We start from the raw sequence: 18,881 nt of genomic DNA, 5'->3' as shown, positions 1-18,881 counted from the left end.
CCGCTTTTCTTAAATTACTTTGCATAACGATATACTCTGCATAAAAGAGCTTATGCAAAGCTTTGCATAAGCTCTTCCACACCGTCAACCAAAATGAGTGGGCTGGTATTTCCGGTAAAGGTATTCACACCCCTAATCCAGAAATCGGCACCATCGTAACCCGGCTCGCCCGAACCCTGTACCGAAACAACACCTGCCAAACGTCCGGCCAGCGAAGTACTGATGGTACGTGTTGGCTGTTTCAACTGCTCGGTTTCAATGCGGTCAACCGAACCGATAACACTTCCTTTCCGCTGTGTACCGTAACCAATTACAACAACTTCTTCCAACCCTTCGGTTTCCTGCTGCATTACAATATTGATAACAGTCCGGTCATCTACCGGTACAATCATGGTTTGCATACCAATAAACGAGAACTGAAGTGTATCAGTACTTTCAGAAATACTCAATGAATATTCACCGTCGGTATTGGTTACTGTTCCGTTGGCTGTTCCTTTTTCAAGTACGGTCACTCCCGGAAGCGGATGCCCTGATTCATCGGTAATTACACCCGCCACAGTTTTTTGCTGCTGGGCAACCCCCGAGTTTAAATTCCGGTCTTCATTTATTTGGTTTTGAACATCAACCGGAATTTCCGCTTTATCATCTTTTAAAACAACAATCTGCCTGTCATAAATTTTATAGACATTTTGAGTTCCTTTAAAAGTCTGGTCTAAAACTTCCTTAACCGATTCGTTTTCTACCTGAACATCAACGCGGCGGTTCACATCTACCCACTTTTCGTTATACAACAAAATAAACTCACTGTTTTCCTCAATTTGCTGAAATACCTCCAGCACAGTTGCATTACTCATTTTCAGGTTGAATTTTGCCGCCTGTGAATAGCTGTCGGCAGCAGATCCAACCAATCCCAGCAACACCAGGAAAGTCATTAATTTCATTTTTAGTAAAATTTTTGATAAACTTCCCCTCGAGAAGTACCACAATTTTCGCTTTTTCTTCATACTTTTAAAGAGTTTAGATTAAACATTTATTGTTTTTTTAAATAAAAACCGGCAGGTTGGTCCTGTAAGGCGATGCCAATCAATCTTACAGGGCAATCAGAACCTTCCGGTTTTCTATGTTATTAAATTCTATCGTGTTGGTAATTTATCCAGTCGTTCATCAATTAATACTTTATTGCCTGCTATGCGATAATTAAAACCCGATGCATCAGATAAAAACCCCATAACTGTTGCCAGCGAATTTTCCAAATCGAGTTTTCCTGAAATTTTATCGTCCCTCGGGTAATCTGCCGGTAATTCAATCTCCACATTATAGTATCGTTCCACTTTTCGCAAAACCGACTCCAGGCTTTCTCTTTCGTACCTGAGCCAGCCATAGGTCCAGGCTATATACAAATCAACATCGGGCTCATCGGTTAAAGTCACTTCATTATTTTCTTTGTCGAAACTTGCTTTCTGGTTCGGTTTCAGTATCGTTTCGTTTTTTCCCAGTTTTATTGCTTTCGAGCGGCTGACTGCAACACTTCCTTCAACAAGCACTGTTTCAACCGTTTTTTCTGTGGGGTAAGCCGAAACATTAAAATTTGTACCCAGCACTTTAATATCGAGGCCGCCCGCATTAACTACAAATGGCTTTTCGCTGTTGTGTGCCACCTGAAAACAGGCTTCACCTTCCAGAAATATTTCGCGTTTTTTACCTGTGAATTTTGTTGGGAAGGCCAGGCGGCTGCCGGCATTGAGCCATACTTTAGTGCCATCGGCCAGCAGCAATTCCGATTTTTTCCCGTAAGGAATAACCACTTCGTTCATTTTGGCCTCAGGTTTACCGGCATCCATTTTTTTGGATAAATCGATAATGCTGTCGTTTACAATTACCTGCTCTGCAACCTCATCCATTGCAATGGTAGAGTTATCTTTTTTGAGGGCAATTTCTTCTCCATTGGAAAGCATCATGCGTGATTCATCACTTTCGGTAATTTCTGACGAGGCAAATCGGTAATTTTGCCAGGAATCATTAAAGTACAGGAAACCAAATGTTCCGAGGGAAACGATTAACAAAACTGAAGCAGCCCAGCTTAGCCTTCTTCTGATGGTAAGTTTTTTAATTTTTTGTTTGTGAAGCTTGTCGAAACTGTCAATACTTTTCCATAATTTCAGAACAGAATCTTCATCCATTAATTCATAATCATCCTGAAGGAGAAGTATTATTTCACGTGCATTTTTTACCTGGAGATGAATTTCGGGATAGTCAGCAAGAAATTTATCCCATTCCTTGTTGTGTTTACCCCACAATACCCATTCAATGAAGGATTTTTCTTCCAGGAGTTGTTCAGTGCTGTATTCCGCGAATTTTGATTCCATTCAGTTTATTGGTTCTTAACTATTATTTAAAAAGATACCCAATTGAAAAATGTGGACAAAAAATTTCACATTTTTTAATAAAAAAAATAAAAAAGCGCTCCTATCGCTTTATGGAACGCTTTTTTCAAACTAAACTAATCCTATGAATAACCGGTTAATTATCATCGGTTATTTTAAAAAGTCGGATTAAAGGATAATGTGGACAAAAATTTTGTGGTTTTTTAAAAAAATAACGCTGACAAGAACAGAAAAATCCCGGAATCCAACAACGCTTTTTTCATTACTTTGAGCGCACGTGAAACCTGTTTCCGGGCCGAATCGTATTGCAATTCCATAATTTCGCAAATCTGCTCATAGTCAAACTCGCAGGAAAATTTATAGTAAAGGATTTCACGCTGTTTAGGCGTAATCCCGGCCAAAGCTTTTCTTACTTTTTCTTCCCTTTGGGTGAGGTTTTCTTTGTTTATCAATTCCTCTTCGGCTGAATAAACAATTTCTGTGGTCAACTCATCTTCCTCCACAGGATCGGAATTGAGTTTCACCTTTTTCAGATTTTTAACCAGTTTGCGGCGGAATGAAACCATCAGGTAAAAAGTGATATTATCGGTTTCTCCAAGGTTGTTTCGTGTGCGGATTAGGTCGATAAACAAATCCTGAATCGTGTCTTTTATCAAATCATCGTCTTGGGTAAATTTTTTTCCGTAACGAAAAAGCATTTGGATATGCTGATAATAAATGTGAGAAAGAGCGGATTTCCCGCCCTTCCTGAAATCATCCCAAATTTTTTTATCAGATACCATATTAAAAACCCAAGGCAGGCTTAAACAAACCAATTCAGCCTGCAAATCTGCAACTAATATTTTTCAATTCACCGCGCAAAAATAACAATTGTTTTGCCATTCTATTCATGGAGAAAAATTTACATTGTTGCAAAACTTTTAGATTCCGGGACAGGTTAATTTTTTAATGCGGTGGTTAGGTGATTTCCATAAAGAATCAGTTACAGCGAAAAAGTTTTCCGATCGCCTTCGCCAAATGTGTACACTTTTCCCCGGAAGCCGATTTCCACCTTGGGCGACCAGCCTGCTTCGAATGTAACTTCAACAATTTTATGGTTGAATAGGAAATGAATCCAGTGGCCCCGGTAACGAATCCGCATTTTCAGCGACTGAAGTTCACGCGGCAGCCGCGGGTTGATCCAGAGGACCCCATCGCGAATTTCGAGGCCGGTGTAACATCGCTGCACAATATCTACCGTTCCGGCCATGGCTCCCAGGTGAATTCCTTCCGAAGTTGTGCCTCCCTGGATGTCCTCAAAATCACTTTTCAACGATTCCTGAAACGCTTTCCACGAGCGTTCGCGGTCGGAACGTGAAACCACCCAGGAATAAACCAGGCGACTGAGCGTTGAGCCGTGCGAGCTCCGTTTCAAATAATAGTTTACGTTGCGTGGAATGGCAGAAGGTTCAAAATCGTATTCCAGCCGGTTAAAAATTTCTTTGAGTTGCTCCCCCGAAAAGAGGTAAAAAAGCATAAGCACATCGGCCTGTTTGCCCACTTTGTAGCGGTTGGGTGTGTCGCCTTCCGCTTTCAGGATTCGATCCATTCGCTGTACATCATCGTATTTTTTACGGTATTTATCCCAGTCAATTTCTTCCAGTTCGTCATATCCTTCAAACTGACTTATTATCCCGTTTTCATTAAAAGGGATGTACATTTTACGGGTAATCTCTTTCCAGCGCTCCAGTTCAGCATCGCTAATCTCCAGCTCATCGAAAAGTTCCAGTTTCCGCGTTTCCGAGAGTTCGCCAATCATTTGGCAGGCGCGGCGGAGCACCCAAACAGCCATTACGTTGGTATAGGCATTGTTATTCAACCCGGGTTTATCTGAATCGGGATATTGAGTGTGGAACTCATCGGGCCCCACAACTCCATGTATTTCATAACGCCCGCGGTCATCATTCCAGGTTGCTAAACTTGACCAGAAGCGGGCAATTTCGAGCAACATTTCTGCCCCGTAAAACGACATAAACTCCAGGTCGTGCGTGGCTTCAAAATACTGATGAATATTGTATGCAATGGCTGCCCCCACGTGTCGCTGCAGGTACGTATTGTCTTTATCCCATTTACCCGACTGTGGGTTCAGGTGGAGCTCCTGGCTCTCCTCGCGGCCGTTGCTGCCACTTTGCCACGGGAACATTGCCCCTTTGAAACCGGCATTTCGCGCCGCACGCCGCGCTTCGGGCAATCGACGATACCGGTACATCAACAGCGACCGGGCCAGTTCGGGCAGTTGTAAATTCAGGAAGGGAAAAACAAACAGCTCATCCCAGAAAATATGGCCGCGATAGGCTTCGCCATGCCATCCGCGGGCGGGAATGCCCACGTCCAGATCGATGGTATTGACAGATGCCGTTTGCAAAATATGAAAAATGTGCAACCGGAGAATCATCTGCGTGTAATCGCCTTCTTCCAGTTCCAGGTCGCACCGGAACCACAACTGCTCCCAGGTTTTTTCATGGCTTTTCAGGAGACTTGCAAAATTTCCTGCATCCCCCACGGTTGTTTCGGCTTCAAGAGCAGGTTCGCTAATGGCATGATCGCGCGAAGTATAAAGTGAAACGATTTTTTCTGTCCGCAAGGTTTGCTTTTCCCTGCATTTCAGTTTGAAAATTTGACCGATATAACCTTCCTCTTCAATACTTTCGTTTGCGGGGTCCAGCTGATTTTCGCTTTCAAAAAACCGGGTACGTGCAGCTTGTGCCATTCTAATTTTCGACTGTTTCGTCTGCACTACCAGCAACATGCTGTCATTATTTACCTGCCGTGTTTCAATCGGTTGCAGGTGCTCACCTTCGAGATCGCTGTAGCGAGCGACTCCCGAATTGGTTACTGTACCGTCGAGCGCTGATTTTACTTCAACATTTCCCGACCAGTTTTGTGGTGTCAGGTTCCATTCGATGGCTGCCAGGTGCGGATATTTCATGTGCACCAGCCGCCGGGTCTCGAGGAGCGTTTCGCGACCTTTGGCATCCGTAAAATGAACGGTGCGCAGCAAAATCCCTTTTTTTAAATCCACTTCGCATCGGTAATCTTTTATTTCTACATCACCGAGACTGAACCACTCCCCTCCTTCAATCCTGAACTTCAGGCTCAGCCAGTTGGGCCAGTTTACCAAATCTTCGTTTTCCACTTTTCGCCCTGCAACTTCTGACGTGAGCCGGTTAAAACCGCAGGCAAGGTAGGTTCCGGGATAATGTGGTCCGCCGGCATCGGCTTCTTCGGCCGCACCGCGGGTGGCAAAATATCCGTTTCCCAGGGTACATAACGCTTCACGCAAGGGTTGTTGTTCAGGTATCCAATCGTTATAAATTACTTTCCAGTCTTTCATTTTTAGTTTTTATTCGTTATGCAATAAAAATCTGAAAATACAGAATAAAGTAGAATTTTTCAAATTAGATTGACAGGTAGTGAACAGAAAATTGGGTTCACAAACGCTGATATTTTTGATATCCGGCAATAAACCATGAAAAACAGGTAAATGTAATACTAAGCTATTCGCTTTCGTGCAAACCGCATTCCTTTCCTGAATTTTTCTCCCACCACCAGCGGCCGGCGCGGAAGTCTTCGCCGGGTTTAATGGCGCGGGTACAAGGCTCGCAACCAATGCTTACAAAGCCTTTGTCGTGAAGCACATTGTAAGGAACATTATTCTTTTTCACGTAATCTTTTACCTCATCGAGGCTCCAGTTTATTAACGGGTTGAACTTAACTTTTTGGTTGCCTTCGTCCCATTCAAATTCATGCAAATTGCTGCGGTTTTCCGATTGTGATGCACGAAGCCCGGTAATCCAGATTTCATTTCCTTCCAGCGCCCGTTTCAGGGGAATTACCTTGCGGATGAAACAACATTCCTTGCGGTTTTCAATGGATTCATAAAAACTGAAAGGGCCTTTTTCATTCAACAGCTTTTCCACTTTGTCGGTTGGTGGGAAGTAAACTTCTATGGGTTTCCCGTAACGCTCAAGTGTACTCCGAAAAACCTTGTAGGTTTCTTCAAACATGCGGCCGGTATCGAGGGTGATGACTTTCACCGGTAAATCGTTCCTGAAAATCATGTCGGTAATCACCTGATCTTCATACCCAAAGCTGGTGGTAAAAATCACTTTACCTGGATGATTTACAGTGAGTTGTTCTATTTTTTGAATAATATCCTGATCAGTAAATTCGGAATTGTATTTATCAGCAAGTCTCTGGTCTGTTGTCATTATCACAATTTTTAATACGCTTCAAAAATATAATTTTGATTGGAATAAAAAATTACTGAAGCTCAATTTGCTGTATTATGAAGGCTCTAAAATACTCAGGAATGTACTGAAAAATTACTTTGGCAGATCCCAAATCATGATCCCCTTTTTCAATCCAGGCCGCAACTATTCGGTTATTTGCTTTGGTCATACAAAAGCCGGGCATTTTTTAATGCCGTATTTACAAATGAATATTTTTCATTCTTTTCTGATTCAAACTCATCAGGGGTGTAAACCAAAATATCCATCGGAACTCCATTTCCAATAAGTGTTTTACGAATACTGAAAGTTCGGCGGTGGCGTGGCAAACCTGAATCTTTTATGATTAATAAATCCAAATCACTATCAGGGTTTTGATTTCCGGATGCATAGGAACCAATAAGCAAAATTTGTTTTGGATTGAAATTATTTACAATCTTTTGCTTTATTTCCTCTATTTTATCTGCTGATATCATCAATTATTTTTACACAAATATAGTAAATGTGGCATTGAAGTAAAAGCTAACCAAAATCTCAATTTTCACTCAATGTATAAAACCAATCCTTTAAGGTATTCCCCTTCAGGGTGGTAAATATTTACCGGATGATCGTATGGCTGCGTTAACTGGTGGAGAATACGAACGGTACGGCCCGAAATGGCTGCTGCAGTAAATACCGCCTCGCGAAACCGGTCTTTCGAAATCACTTGTGAGCAGGAAAAGGTAAACAAAATACCCCCGCCGCGAATCTGCTCAAATGCCCGTGTATTAATTCGTTTGTAGCCCTGCAAAGCCTGGTGCATTGAGCTGCGGTGCTTGGCAAATGCCGGTGGATCGAGAATGATTAAATCGTATTTGTCCTGAATATCTTTCAAATATTCAAACGCGTCGGCTGTAAAAGATTCATGGCGCGGATCATCGGGAAAATTGAGTGCCACATTTTCGTTGGTTAAATCAATGGCTTTTGCCGATGCATCAACCGAATGCACTGTTTTTGCCCCGCCCTGCATCGCATAAATGGAAAACCCGCCGGTGTAACCAAACATGTTCAGTACATCGCGGTTTTCGGCATATTTTTGAACCAACAGCCGGTTTTCACGCTGGTCGATAAAAAAACCGGTTTTCTGGCCGGTTACCCAATCGATATTAAATTTGAGACCATACTCCAACACTTCGTTTTCGGATTTTTCACCAACTAAATATCCGTCTTCCGGTTCAATAGCAGCTTTGTCGGGCAGAGTTTTGGCACTTTTATCGTAAACTGCTTTTAACCGGTCGCCCAAAACTTCTTTCAGGGCTTTTGCCAGCTCTTCACGAATCAGGTACATGCCCACCGAGTGCATTTGCATTACGGCAATTCCGTTGTAAAAATCCACAATTAATCCGGGCAATCCGTCACCTTCAGCATGTATGAGCCGGAAAACATTTGTTTTTTCATTTTGGTCAAACCCAAGTGATTTCCGGTAATCCCAGGCCTTTTGAATTTTAGTTTTCCAGAATTCGTAGTCGGGTTCAGTTTTTTCAAAGGAAACAACCCGCACAGTGATGGAACCAATCTGGTAATGCCCCAGTCCAAGAAATTCATCTTTATTGGAAAAAACCTCCACCAAATCGCCTTCGTTGAGTGGTCCGTACGTTTTTTTAATGGCTCCTGAAAACACCCAGGGGTGAAAACGTTTCAGCGATTGATCCTTACCGGATTTCAGCACAATTTTGGTAAATCCTTCAGCCATGAGATTAATTATTTGCAAAGTTCTCGTAAATTTTCAGCGAAACCCAGGCATCGGTAGCGGCATAAACCTGCTGTGCATCGGTAAGCGAATCTGCTTCCCAGTTGGAAAGTTGCTGCGATTTTGAAATGCGAAAATTGCACGTTATGGCCGCCAGCTTTTTCAGGCTGAAATTCTGAATTCCCAGTTCTTTTGCAAAGTCCTGCAATTCAATAAAACCACCGGGTTCAAAATGGTTAATTTCATTCAATCCCTTAATATCATCGCGAATGGCAACGCCGGGTTTAATGATTTCCGGATTGGCCAGAATTTTTCGAATTTCTTTTGGCAATCCAATTTTATTTACCCTGAACAAGAATGCCTGATCGGGAGTGGAAAGCTGCAACAGCGCCACTTTATTTGTTTTGCCTTTTTTAAACGACGGACGGGTTTCGGTGTCGAACCCAATTACCGGATACGAAGCCAGCAAACGGGCAATTCCTTTTACCTGTTCAGGCTTGTCAACCACTACAATTTTTCCTTCGAACCAACGCAATGGCAAATCGGTCAGCTCTTCTTTTGTTATACTTTCTTTAAACATTATTATCGTCCTCAGTATTGTTTCCCCAAAATTTGTCGAGCCACTCGGGGCTGCCGGTTCCGGGTTGTACATCATCATTGTGTGCTTTTGCAAAATCCACATTGCTGTAAACCAGCATGTGAACAGCACGTAATACATTAACCAGCCGCTGGCCCCAGGAATCTTCGAAATGATAAACACAATCGGCCAGTGCATCGTTCATAATCATTTCATCGCCAAGGCTGTATGCCGTTAAAAAATCTTTCAAATCCTGGTAAATATCCAGCAAACTTTCAGAAATACTGGCCGTTACTGTTTCGTCGCCAAACTGAATATTCGGGTCGAACACTTCGTAAAAGCTGTCGTATTCGCCCAGCGCCTGCAGCCACTTCTGGTGCAACAAATTGTAATCGAGTTCTGTTACATATTTTTCCAGCTCGTCCTCCAGCGTTTTTTCAGCCTGGGGGAGCATAGTCGCCTTTAAATAAAGTAACGGCAACATCTTTTGCAATTTTTGCAGGCCTTCCTCCACCGGCAGTTCATTTACTTTTTCAACCGTTCCGCAATATTCGTTTGCCACAGTAACAAACTCCACCACGTTTTTCGAATAAACTACCGGATTTAATTCTTTATCACTCATAATAATTGCCAATGAAAAAACGCTGCAAAAGTAACAAAGATTTTTAAGAGTAAATGAATGAATTCTCAGCCAGCTATCAGGCATTCTTGCCAAACTTCAAAATAGATAAGGAAATCTGTCCACCGGAGATATTCTGAGAGAAACTAAAATAAGATGAAATCGATAAATTTAATTCATTTCTCAGGAAAACATCAAAATGAGCCGAATAACTACTCTATTCGGCTCATCATTTTGTTATATTTGAGCCGAACAATATAAATATTCAACTCATGAAAATTTATAACTGGCAACAAAAAGAATGGCCACATTTCACTTTTGCAGAAAAGGAGATTGAAAATGAAATTTTTGCATTCATAGAAAAATCAGGTATTGTGAGTGGTGTGTTAAAGGCAATCCCGGAAAAGATACAAATGGACAATCTGATTGACATGATAGTTTCAGAAGCAATAAAAACATCAGCAATTGAGGGTGAGTTTTTAAACAGGGAAGATGTCAAGTCATCAGTTATAAACAATCTGGGATTATCTTCCGAAATTCCAATTAAAGATAAACGGGCACAAGGCGTGGGAGCATTAATGATTAAGATGAGAAGTACTTTTAATGAACTCCTTACTGAAAAAGAGCTATTCAACTGGCACGCTTTATTAATGAATTACCGGGCCGATATTAATCCGGGAAAATGGCGGACAGGAAATGAACCGATGCAAATCATATCAGGCAGACCGGGAAAAATTAACGTCCATTTTAAGGTGCCCCCGGCGAAAAAAGTGCCCGGCGAAATGAAAAAATTTATTACATGGTTTAACGAAACAGGGCCGGGAGGAAAAAAGGAAATCAAAAAAGCTCCTGTACGTTCAGCAATCGCTCATTTATACTTTGAATCAATTCATCCCTTTGAAGACGGAAATGGCAGAATTGGCCGGGCCATTGCCGAAAAAGCACTTTCGCAGGGAATGGGGCACCCTGTTTTATTAAGTCTTTCCAAGGCAATTGAAAGCAACCGAAAAATGTATTATTCAGAATTGGAAAAAGCACAACGTACACTCGAAATTACCTCGTGGATTAAATATTTTACATCTACCGTGTTGCTGGCTCAGACCGATGCAGAAAACGAAATAAACTTCACACTCAAAAAAGTTAAATTTTTCGACAAGTATAAAAATCAGCTAAATGAACGCCAGTTAAAAATAATAAAAAGGATGCTCAATGAAGGACCAGAAGGATTCAAAGGAGGCATGAATGCCGGGAAATATGCCAGGATAGGTAAAGTATCGAAAGCCACTGCCACGAGAGACCTTCAATACCTTACTGAAATTAAAGCTTTCCAGGTTTCAGGTGGGGGCCGAAGTACAAGCTACCAGGTAAATCTGGGTTAATTTGTTGTACAACCCAAAAATATTCAATGTGAAAATCGTCAACCCGTTTATCTAAGCCAAATCAGCAACTGCGACTGTTCATTTCTTCCCGCTTCGTGCTTCCAATTTCCTTTTTTTTGTACGCTATAAGCGGATCAAACCGCTAAGCACATTTAGCCGGGAAACAACTTAATCTTCTTTCCATTCCAGTTTTTTGTCCACCCGCAAAACAATTTTCCCGTTGTCGGTAAGCCATTTCACCACTTCCATCATTTTATCACGGTTGCCTTTTAGTTTCAGCAGAAGTGTTTCGTAAGCACAGGGCGTTTCCAGCAATTTCCTCACCTGTTTGCTGATTTCTGAAAATTCGAACGAACTCAGCTCCATGTTTGTCAACGACCGGCAAACGTCGCAGGTGCCACAGTCGCTGGAGTCGGTTTCGCCAAAATATTCGAGCAACAAACGGCTACGACAGGTGGTGTTCGAAGTAGCATAGTGAATAACCGCTTCCACGCGGTTCAAAAAATCTTTCTTCCGGTAATCGTAGTTTTCCCTGGTTATTTTTAGCCGGTCAACCGAAATCCGCTCTTTGCTGAAATAGATAAAAGGCGTTTGGCTACGTGGTACATAATCCACGATTTTCGATTTGCGCAGATGTTTCAAAAACATATAAACTTTCTCCTGGCTCAGGCCTGCACGCCGGGCCAGCAAATCTTCATCAACAGCAACATATCCGCTAAAAAGCCCGGTATAAGAACGCAGGACTAATTTAATGAAACCATCGAGTGAGGCGTTTTCGACCTGAAATTTATACAAATCATCGCGCGACACCGTGAAATACAAACGCGAAGGACTGTCAATTTCCTCGGTAAATTCGAGGTACCCTTCGCGCTGCAAAATTTTCAGGCTGTTATAAACCTGCGCCTGCTGAAATTTATAAGCCTGCGCAAATCCCTGCAGGCTGAATTCGTAAACCTGTCCTTTGCCAAACCCAACGGCAATCTGGAAATAATTACACAGTGCATTGTAAATTTTCTTTATGGCATCGGGCTCAGGAAAAGCAGTTGTTACATGCTTTTTCAGCCTGGTTTTATCCGCATTGTTGAACAACAACACAGCAGCTGCTTTTTTACCGTCACGCCCTGCCCTGCCGGCCTCCTGAAAGTAGGCCTCCAGCGAATCGGGCGGATCGTAATGTACCACAAACCGCACATCGGGTTTGTCGATGCCCATCCCAAAAGCATTGGTAGAAACGATTACCCTCGTTTTTCCCGAAAGCCATTCATCCTGTTTTTCACTGCGAACGGCGTTGCTTAACCCTGCATGATAGTAATCGGCCGAAATACCATGCTTTTTCAGTTCAGCAGCCAACTCGCGGGTTCCCTTCCGGCTGCGGGAATACACAATGCCCGAGCCTTTCACCTTTTTTAAAGTTTCGAGCAAATAGCCCGGTTTGTTTTCGCGCAACCGCACGAGGTAGCTCAGGTTTTCGCGGCTGAACGACATCTTCAGCACATTGGGTTTGCTGAAACCAAGCTTTTCCTGAATATCTTTAGTTACTTTTGGTGTGGCAGTAGCTGTGAGCGCCAGAAATTTTACGCCGGGCAAAATTTCCCTCAGCCCGATAATATTCATGTAACTGGGCCTAAAATCGTACCCCCACTGCGAAATGCAATGCGCTTCGTCGATAGTTACCAGGTTCACTTTCATTTTTTGGAGCCGATCGCGGAACAACTCTGAACTTAATCGCTCCGGCGAAACATAAAGAAATTTGTAATCGCCCCAAACTGCGTTGTCGAGCGTAACTTTAATTTCGAAAGGCGACATTCCGCTGTGTATTTTCAGTGCCTTAATCCCTTTTTTTTGCAGGTTCTGAACCTGGTCTTTCATAAGGGCAATGAGCGGGGTAATAACAATACAAATACCTTCTTCCGACAGCGAATACACCTGGAAAGTAATTGATTTACCCCCGCCTGTTGGCATCAACCCAAGTGTATCTTTTCCCGAGGCCACTGATTCAATAATATCAAGCTGCAAAGGCCTGAATTCAGAATAGCCCCAGTATTGTGCCAGTATTTGCCTGAATTTGTTCATCAGTTACAAAATAAGAAATCATTTACGAGCTTTTACATTTCTTCACCAAAAATAAACGCTTTCGCACAAACGGCTTTAACAATTTTTATCAATCAAATCGAAACCGATCACAATTTTTACCAATAGTACTAACCTAATTTTTTGTAGTTTTGCGCTTTAATAAAAATATTAAAAGAGCAGCACATGTCGTTTTTTTCTGAAAAAGTAGCATATGAAGGGTTAACTTTCGATGATGTTTTGTTATTACCCTCTTACTCAGAGGTTATGCCACGTAACGTGGACCTCACTTCTCACTTCTCTCGAAACATAATTATAAATGCACCCATTGTAACGGCTGCCATGGATACGGTGACCGAACATAAAATGGCCATTGCCATTGCCCGCGAAGGGGGGATCGGGGTCATTCACAAAAACATGGATATTGAAGACCAGGCTCACCAGGTAACAACTGTAAAACGGGCGGAAAACGGGATGATTTATGATCCCATTACCATTACCCGCGAGAAAAAGGTGGCAGATGCGCTGGATATTATGTCCAAATTTAAAATTGGCGGCATCCCGGTTGTCGATGCCGAAGGTCACCTCGTTGGCATTGTCACCAACCGCGACCTCCGATTTGAGAAAGACATGGACCGCCCGATCGAGGAGGTGATGACCCAGGAAAAACTGATTTCAACAACCGAATCGACCGACCTGGAAAAAGCAGCGGAAATCCTGCAACGGTATAAAATTGAAAAACTGCCGGTGGTTGACAAAAACAACAAACTGATTGGACTGGTTACTTATAAAGACATTACCAAGGCAAAAGACAAACCGCTGGCCTGCAAAGATGAAAAAGGCCGCCTGCGTGTAGCTGCAGGTATTGGGGTGGCTTCGGACACAATGGACCGTGCTGATGAACTGGTAAAAGCCCAGGTTGACGCGCTGGTTATCGATACAGCCCACGGGCATTCAAAAGGGGTGCTTGAATTTTTGAAAAAGATAAAAGCCAAATATCCTGAAAAAGATATAATTGCCGGTAATATCGGCACGGAAGAAGGCGCTATTGCGCTCATGAAAGCAGGTGCCGATGCCGTAAAAGTAGGAATAGGTCCCGGTTCCATTTGCACCACTCGTGTAATTGCAGGTGTTGGAATCCCGCAGCTTTCGGCTATCTATAGTGTGGCAAAAGCCATAAAAGGAAGCAACATCCCGGTAATTGCCGATGGCGGAATTCGTTATTCAGGCGATATTGTGAAAGCAATTGCGGCAGGTGCCAACTCGGTAATGGCGGGCGGCCTTTTTGCCGGCGTGGAAGAGTCACCGGGTGAAACCATTCTTTACCAGGGACGGAAATTTAAATCGTACCGCGGGATGGGTTCTATTGAAGCCATGCAAAAAGGTTCCAAGGACCGCTATTTCCAGGATATGGAAGAAGACATCAAAAAACTGGTCCCTGAAGGTATTGCTGCCCGCGTCCCCTACAAAGGGACACTGTATGAAGTACTGTACCAGTTAATTGGCGGACTGCGGGCAGGAATGGGCTACTGCGGGGCAGGTAATATTGAACTGCTGCAAAATGCCAGGTTCACTAAAATTACCAATGCCGGCGTTCAGGAAAGTCATCCGCACGATGTTTCTATAACGCGTGAAGCGCCAAATTACAGTAGCCGATAAAATAATGAGTACCGGGTTTTCTCTGTTAATTCACATCAGCCGGATATAAAAATTGAGTTTGAAGCGTTGTTTCTAAAATGAATGAAAAAATGAAACACACTGTTTTCCTGGTAGCAGGATTAATCTTGTTTTCCGGTCTTGTTCGGGGCCAGAACGAAGAGATTCTGCTTACTATTGGCGACACCGAAATCAGCAAAGCAGAATATGAGCAGATTTACAGGAAAAACAACCAGAACCTGTACGATGAAACCGAGGTAAAATCGCCAAAAGAATACCTCGATATGTTCATCGATTATAAACTAAAGGTTATTGAGGCGCAAAACCTGAAAATGGATACCAGTGCTGCATTTAAAGCAGAACTGGCCGGCTACCGGAAAGAGCTTGCAGCCCCTTATTTAACCGACATGAAATATGATGAGAAGCTGATAAAGGAACTGCACAACCGCATGACCAAAGAAATAAATGCCAGTCATATTTTATTGCAGGTGCCGGAAAATGCAACCTACCAAAAGGAGCAGGAAGTGTTGGAAAAAGCAAACAAAATCAGGGAAGAAATCCTTGCAGGAAAACCTTTCAGTGAGGCTGCAATTGAATACTCGGAAGATCCGAGCGCGGCAAACAACGGCGGACAACTGGGTTATTTCACGGCATTCCAAATGGTGGCTCCTTTCGAAAATGCAGCTTTCAGCACCCCCGTTGGTGAAATTTCGGAACCTGTTCGTTCATCATTTGGCTATCACCTCATAAAAGTGCACGATTTACGCCCCAACAAGGGTGAAATAAAAGTGGCACACATCATGAAAATGTTCCCGCAGGGCAAAGTAAACTTCGACAAAAATGAGCTGAGAAAAGAGATCGATTCAATTTACACTGAATTGCAAAACGGTGCCGATTTTGCCGAAATGGCCCGCAAACTCTCCGACGACAAACGGTCGGCAATGCAGGGCGGCGAAATGCCCTGGTTTTCTGCCGGACGGATGATTCCTGAATTTTCAAATCCTGCTTTCGCTCTCGAAAATACCGGAGATATGACACCACCGGTTGAAACCCCTTTTGGCTTTCATATCATAAAAAAATTGGATCACCGCCCGGTGCCATCTTTTGAAGAAGCACGCGAGCAGATTGAAGAAAGGGTTAGAAGAGACCCTGCGCGGTCCAACTCCAGCCAAAAAACTTTTGTTGAAAAGCTAAAAGAAGAATACAATTTTGAGGAAAACAGTGACAATCTGGAAAAACTGAAAACAAACGAAAATCCCAGTGAAGATCTCCTGCTTTTTTCAATCGACAATAAAGACTTCCACCTGAACGACCTTAATGCTTTTCTGAAAAAAAATGGCATTGAAAACAGCAACTATTTAGGCCATTACAACGACTGGATTACTCATGAAATAATACAACTGGAAGATTCGAAACTGGAGGAGAAACATCCTGAATTCCGGTACCTGATGAAAGAGTATCACGACGGAATTTTGCTTTTCAATATTATGGAGAAAAAAATTTGGGGCTTTGCATCAAAAGACACTGTCGGGCTTCAAAAATTCTATAAAAAAAATAAAGGAATACACCAATGGGGAGAGCGTTTTAAAGGCCTTATAATAACTTGTAAAAACCAGGAAACAAGGCAAGAAGCCGAAAAATATTTTGCTGCCGGAATGACTGCCACCGAAGTGGAAGATTTGCTAAACAAATCAGAAAAACAGGTGGAAATAGAGGAAGGAGCGTGGGAAGAAGGAACCAATGATGTGGTTGATTATTTCGTTTGGAACGGCAAAAAAACCAGCAGCTTTAATCCGGGGCTTACTTTTATTCGCGGCAACAAAATTCCTCCGGGGCCCAAAACCCTTGAAGATGCTCGCGGACTGTATATTTCCGATTATCAAAATTACCTGGAGAAAAAGTGGTTAAAAAAGCTGCGAAAAAAATATAAAATAAAAGTGAATAAAAAAGTGTTAAAATCTGTTCCGCATGTTTAAAATGCTGTTGAAATATGGCTTCCCGGTTTTTATCATCCTGCTCTCAGTGGGGTGTAATTCTGGTGATGAGCAACTGAAAAAAGTTGTTGCCGAAGTGGGAGACAATAAATTGTACCTCTCCGAAATTTCATCGGTAATCCCACCCGAGGCTGAACGCGAGGACAGTATTTTAATGGCTGATGACTACATAAACAAGTGGGTTAAGCGCGAACTGCTGCTCCAAAAAGCAGAGGAAAACCTGACAACTGCTCAAAAAGATGTTTCGGAACAATTGGAAGAGTACCGGAAGTCGCTTATGTTGTATAAATACAAAAATGCAATAATGAGCCAACGGATGGACACTACCGTTACCAACCAGCAGGTGCAGGAATATTACGATGCAAATGCCGACAAATTTACCCTCAATAATAATATTGTTAAAGGTGTTTACATCAAAATCCCCAATGATTTGGCCAACCCCGACCAACTCAAAGAAATGAGCCAAAACAACAGCACTGAAGGGATTATTGAATTGCGCGATTATTGCCTGCAATATGCCAAAGGATTCGACATTTTCATCGATCAATGGGTCGATTTTCAGCTGTTAACCAAAAGCATCCCCGAGCCCGTAGAAAACCCGGAGCAGTTTTTGCGACGAAACCAAATAATTGAACGCAGCGACTCCGATTACTATTACCTTGTTACTATATACGACTACAAACTCAAAAACGACCAGGCACCCGTTGAGTATGTAAAAGAAAACATTAAAAACCTGATAATTAACCGGCGAAAAATTGACTTTTTAAAGCAACTTGAAAACAATGTATATTCAGAAGGAGTTAAAAACAACAAATTTAAAATATTTAAAAGCGAACGCGATGACAACTAAAAAAATAATAAAAGCAGGGAGTATTTTCCTACTTGCAGTTCTGATGAGCGGAATTGTTTCGGCACAGGATAAAGTAGTCGATCAAATTGTAGCAATTGTGGGAGGCAACATAATTCTGAAATCGGATATTGAAAAAAGGTATATGGACCAACAGGCGCAGGGAATGACATCTGACGGTGACATGAAATGCGAAATACTGGAAAATTTCCTGGTAGATAAACTGCTGGTTGCCGAAGCCGAACTGGATACTCTCATTACGGTAACCCCCAGCCAGGTAAACCAGCAGATGGATGCTCAAATCCAGACCTACCTTGCCTATTTTGGTTCTGAACAGGCAGTAGAAAACTACTTTAAAAAACCGCTTGCCTCCATTCGGGCCGAAATGCGTGAAGTTATCCGGAACCAAATCCTGAGCCAGCAAATGCAGCAAAAAATTATTCAGGATGTTACAGCCACTCCCTCAGAAGTGCGAGCCTACTACCGCAACCTGCCCGAAGAAGAAATTCCGGTTATTCCCACGCAGTATGAGTACGCACAAATAACCATGCGGCCTGAAATTTCGCTGGAAGAAGAAAACAGGGTAAAGGCAGAGCTACGTCAGCTTAAACAACGCATTGAAGAGGGTTCGAGCTTTGCAGCAATGGCCGTGATGTATTCCGAAGGGCCTTCGGCAAACGATGGCGGTGAAATTGGCTACCAGGGCCGTGCCGAACTTGCTCCCAATTATGCAGCAGCGGCATTTAACCTCCGCGAAAACCAGGTCTCCAATGTTGTTGAAACTGAATTTGGTTACCACATTATCCAGCTCATCGACAAGCGTGGCGGAAAAGTGAACACACGGCATATTCTCATGAAACCCAAAGTGTCGGATGAAGCAAAAGAGCAGGCTTTTAGCCGCCTCGACAGCCTTGCAAATATGATTCGCAAGGAGGAAATTCCTTTTAGCGAAGCAGCACGTCTGTTTTCTTCTGACAAAAACACCAGAAATAACGGCGGAATTGCAATTAATCCCAATACCATGTCATCAAAATTTACCGTCGAAGAACTGGATGGTGATGTGAGTAAAATACTTACGAATTTAAAGATCAACGAAATTTCTGATCCGTTCGAAACCATCGATCCTGAAAGCAGGCAAACTGTTTTCAAAATTGTAAAACTTATTGACAAAACAGAAGGGCATAAAGCCAACCTGCAAAGTGATTATCAGCAGCTGGCCAATCAGTTTCTTGCACAAAAAAAGGAACGGGTTTTAAAAGAATGGATTACTGAAAAACAGGCTGAAACCTACATTCGCATCGATGAAACTTATGCCAACTGCAATTTCGAATTCAACAACTGGATGAAGTAGGATAGCG

15 protein-coding genes are annotated in these 18,881 nt (G+C 42.6%); 5 read left to right on the top strand and 10 right to left on the bottom strand.

Annotated elements, in window-relative coordinates; genetic code table 11:
• Positions 1-50: 50 nt before the first annotated feature.
• The 9 genes from ACTCNA_RS00915 to ACTCNA_RS00875 all read right to left on the bottom strand — a co-directional run bounded on the left by ACTCNA_RS00915 (position 51) and on the right by ACTCNA_RS00875 (position 9,580).
• A complete protein-coding gene (locus ACTCNA_RS00915; RefSeq protein WP_462946012.1) occupies positions 51-1,004 on the bottom strand; it encodes an STN domain-containing protein in 954 nt (317 codons plus the stop codon).
• A 129-nt stretch (positions 1,005-1,133) separates the two neighbouring features.
• Complete coding sequence (locus ACTCNA_RS00910) at positions 1,134-2,366, bottom strand: FecR family protein (RefSeq protein WP_462946011.1); 1,233 nt, start codon at positions 2,364-2,366, stop codon at positions 1,134-1,136.
• A gap of 221 nt (positions 2,367-2,587) precedes the next feature.
• Positions 2,588-3,166: an RNA polymerase sigma factor gene (locus ACTCNA_RS00905; RefSeq protein ID WP_462946010.1), complete on the bottom strand. Its 579-nt coding sequence runs from the start codon at positions 3,164-3,166 to the stop codon at positions 2,588-2,590.
• 200 nt (positions 3,167-3,366) lie between these two features.
• On the bottom strand, positions 3,367-5,757 hold the full coding sequence (locus ACTCNA_RS00900; RefSeq protein WP_462946009.1) for a glycoside hydrolase family 65 protein: 2,391 nt from the start codon (positions 5,755-5,757) through the stop codon (positions 3,367-3,369).
• A gap of 163 nt (positions 5,758-5,920) precedes the next feature.
• Positions 5,921-6,634 (bottom strand): phosphoadenylyl-sulfate reductase, encoded by a 714-nt coding sequence (locus ACTCNA_RS00895; protein ID WP_462946008.1) that lies wholly within the window; start codon positions 6,632-6,634, stop codon positions 5,921-5,923.
• Between the two features lie 173 nt (positions 6,635-6,807).
• Entirely contained in the window at positions 6,808-7,128 is a 321-nt protein-coding gene (locus ACTCNA_RS00890) for a nucleotidyltransferase domain-containing protein (protein WP_462946007.1), read from the bottom strand.
• 65 nt (positions 7,129-7,193) lie between these two features.
• On the bottom strand, positions 7,194-8,384 hold the full coding sequence (locus ACTCNA_RS00885) for a class I SAM-dependent rRNA methyltransferase (RefSeq protein WP_462946006.1): 1,191 nt from the start codon (positions 8,382-8,384) through the stop codon (positions 7,194-7,196).
• Positions 8,385-8,388: 4 nt separating this feature from the next.
• A complete protein-coding gene (locus ACTCNA_RS00880; RefSeq protein WP_462946005.1) occupies positions 8,389-8,961 on the bottom strand; it encodes a 3'-5' exonuclease in 573 nt (190 codons plus the stop codon).
• On the bottom strand, positions 8,954-9,580 hold the full coding sequence (locus ACTCNA_RS00875) for a DUF5063 domain-containing protein (RefSeq protein ID WP_462946004.1): 627 nt from the start codon (positions 9,578-9,580) through the stop codon (positions 8,954-8,956). Before ACTCNA_RS00875 ends, ACTCNA_RS00880 begins: the two co-directional genes overlap by 8 nt.
• A 269-nt stretch (positions 9,581-9,849) precedes the next feature.
• On the opposite strand from ACTCNA_RS00875, the gene ACTCNA_RS00870 reads away from it, so the two are divergent.
• Positions 9,850-10,956 (top strand): Fic family protein, encoded by a 1,107-nt coding sequence (locus ACTCNA_RS00870; RefSeq protein WP_462946003.1) that lies wholly within the window; start codon positions 9,850-9,852, stop codon positions 10,954-10,956.
• Between the two features lie 168 nt (positions 10,957-11,124).
• On the opposite strand, the gene ACTCNA_RS00865 is transcribed toward ACTCNA_RS00870, so the two are convergent.
• On the bottom strand, positions 11,125-13,029 hold the full coding sequence (locus tag ACTCNA_RS00865; protein ID WP_462946002.1) for a RecQ family ATP-dependent DNA helicase: 1,905 nt from the start codon (positions 13,027-13,029) through the stop codon (positions 11,125-11,127).
• Between the two features lie 183 nt (positions 13,030-13,212).
• Between ACTCNA_RS00865 and guaB the strand changes: the two genes are divergently transcribed.
• The 4 genes from guaB to ACTCNA_RS00845 all read left to right on the top strand — a co-directional run bounded on the left by guaB (position 13,213) and on the right by ACTCNA_RS00845 (position 18,874).
• The gene (gene guaB, locus ACTCNA_RS00860) at positions 13,213-14,685 is read left to right on the top strand and encodes an IMP dehydrogenase (protein ID WP_462946001.1); all 1,473 of its coding nucleotides are present in this window, start codon (positions 13,213-13,215) and stop codon (positions 14,683-14,685) included.
• An 89-nt stretch (positions 14,686-14,774) separates the two neighbouring features.
• Positions 14,775-16,658 carry a peptidylprolyl isomerase gene (locus ACTCNA_RS00855; RefSeq protein WP_462946000.1) on the top strand — a complete coding sequence of 628 codons (1,884 nt, stop codon included), beginning with the start codon at positions 14,775-14,777 and terminating at the stop codon, positions 16,656-16,658.
• On the top strand, positions 16,651-17,526 hold the full coding sequence (locus ACTCNA_RS00850; protein WP_462945999.1) for a hypothetical protein: 876 nt from the start codon (positions 16,651-16,653) through the stop codon (positions 17,524-17,526). Before ACTCNA_RS00855 ends, ACTCNA_RS00850 begins: the two co-directional genes overlap by 8 nt.
• Positions 17,516-18,874 carry a peptidylprolyl isomerase gene (locus ACTCNA_RS00845; RefSeq protein WP_462945998.1) on the top strand — a complete coding sequence of 453 codons (1,359 nt, stop codon included), beginning with the start codon at positions 17,516-17,518 and terminating at the stop codon, positions 18,872-18,874. Before ACTCNA_RS00850 ends, ACTCNA_RS00845 begins: the two co-directional genes overlap by 11 nt.
• Positions 18,875-18,881: the final 7 nt, after the last annotated feature.

The sequence above is a fragment of the Tangfeifania sp. genome, assembly GCF_055108615.1.
Note: the sequence above shows the minus strand (reverse complement) of the source record. Positions and strands in the feature narration are given on the sequence as shown.